This window comes from Streptomyces endophyticus, from assembly GCF_035798155.1.
GTDB lineage: Bacteria > Actinomycetota > Actinomycetes > Streptomycetales > Streptomycetaceae > Streptomyces > Streptomyces endophyticus.
The window spans coordinates 1-1,820 of record NZ_JAOZYC010000055.1; the positions used below are offsets into that span (position 1 = coordinate 1).

1 protein-coding gene and 2 pseudogenes are annotated in these 1,820 nt (G+C 72.8%); 1 reads left to right on the forward strand and 2 read right to left on the reverse strand.

Annotation, left to right across the window (positions count from 1 at the left end; all coding sequences use genetic code 11):
* Positions 1-306: pseudogene (locus OKJ99_RS07885) on the reverse strand (hypothetical protein); the annotation flags it as partial.
* 133 nt (positions 307-439) lie between these two features.
* Positions 440-1,069, reverse strand: coding sequence for a TetR/AcrR family transcriptional regulator (locus OKJ99_RS07890; protein WP_326015106.1), 630 nt, complete (start codon positions 1,067-1,069; stop codon positions 440-442).
* Between the two features lie 98 nt (positions 1,070-1,167).
* Between OKJ99_RS07890 and OKJ99_RS07895 the strand changes: the two are divergent.
* Positions 1,168-1,752 (forward strand): annotated as a pseudogene (locus tag OKJ99_RS07895) (FAD-dependent monooxygenase); the annotation flags it as partial.
* Between the last annotated feature and the right edge of the window lie 68 nt (positions 1,753-1,820).

Genomic DNA, 1,820 nt, shown 5'->3' on the forward strand with positions numbered 1-1,820 from the left:
GTCCCGCGGGGCCGTGCGCGGGGGAGCGGGGGTGGCGGCCCGCTGCGGCTGCTGTTCCGTGTGTCGCGCCGGAGTGCGGTGCGGGGCGGTCTTCATCCGTTCCAGGGCCTCGCGTGCGGGCGCCTGGACGACCGGGCCGTCGGCGTGACCCTCGGGGCGGGGAGCGTGGGCGGAGACCGTGGGGGAGGGGGCCTTCGGGGTGGTCGGCGGGCGCACGCTGACGCAGCCGGAGACGGTGACTGCGGTGACGGCGGCGGTCGCGGCCGCGGTCAGCAGGATCGTGGTTGAGCTGGACGTTCTGGGCACGGGGTCACTGTGTTGGACTTCCGGGGTGTGGGGGAGGGAACGGGGGGAGGTTGCCTCGTACGGGTGACGGGGGCTCCGCGTGGGGGCGGGAGGTGTTGTTGACGTCGCGGGGCTCTGCCCCGGACCCCGCTGCTCAATCGCCGCAGGGGCTTGATCGGGTGAGTATTCCGTGGAGCAACTCTGCGTAGCCCGCGCGTAGTTCCGGGAGGGTGGGGGGCGTTGTGTGGAAGGAGCCGGCCACGCACGAGAACATGATTCCCTCCGTCCACGCGACCAGGGACAGTGTGTGTCGTTCGGGGTCCCTCGAACCCGCCGCTCGGAGCAGCGCGGTGAGTGGTTCGCGGAACTGGCGGCCCGTCTCGTCGAAGAAGGTGCGCAGCTCGGGCCTGCGGGTCGCCTCCAGGGCCAATTCGTAACGGCAGACGAGCAGTTGGGGGTGTCGGGCGAGGTAGCGGTGCAGAGCGAGCGCCATGCCGTCGACCAGGGAGGCGAGGCCGCCCGCGGGGGTCGGCAGTTCGTCGACCGAGAGCACCTGCCCCTCGCGCACCGCGAGCCGCCGGACCGCCGCTTCCAGGAGGGCGAGTCGAGTGCGCGCGTGGTTCGACGTCGAGCCCTGGGGCAGCCCCGCGGTCTCGTCGACCGCGCGGTGGGTCAGCCCGCGCATGCCGCGCTCCGCGAGCAGTGTCAGGGCGGCGTCGGCGATCCGGTCGGCCCGGGTGAGGGGGAGGGCGGCTTCGGTGTGCCGGGTGTCGGGGCGGTTCATAGGGGCAATCTACCGCGATCACTACAGCTGTAGTACCGTCGGAACGCGGACTCACTACAGGTGTAGTGGCCGTTTCGGAACTCCACATGGGAGGCGTCATGTCCCGACAGCCCCGTGCCATCGTCGTCGGGGGCGGGATCGGCGGGCTCACCGCCGGGCTCGCGCTCCATCTGCGCGGCTGGCAGGTCACCGTTCTGGAGCGGGCGAGCGAGCTGAAGCCCGTGGGGGCGGGGATTTCGCTCGCGCCCAACTCCCAGCGCGCGCTCGACGTCGTAGGACTCGGCGCCGAGATCCGCGCCCTGGAAGCGTGGGAGGGCGACGGCGGGCTGCTCACGACGGAAGGCCGCTGGCTCTCGCGGGCCAGCTCGAAGCTCGCGGCCGAGCGCTTCGGAGGCTCCATCGTGCTGCTGCACCGCGCGACCCTGATCGACAAGCTGGCGGGCCGGCTGCCCGCCGACGCCGTACGGACCGCGTCCGAGGCGCGGCTCGCCGACCCCGGCGACCGGGACGACCCGGCACGCCCCGCGCGCGTCACCACCCCCGAGGGCGACCTGGAGGCGGAGCTCGTCGTCGGCGCCGACGGCATCAACTCCGCCGTGCGCGGCGCGCTCTTCCCCGAGCACCCCGGCACCGCGTACACCGGCTTCACCACCTGGCGCGTACTCGTGCCGCCGCTAGGACTTGTCCGGCCGATCAAGGTCGGCCCAGGGGGTTCTGCAAGGATGCTGTGATGCAGCACATGCCGGATGAC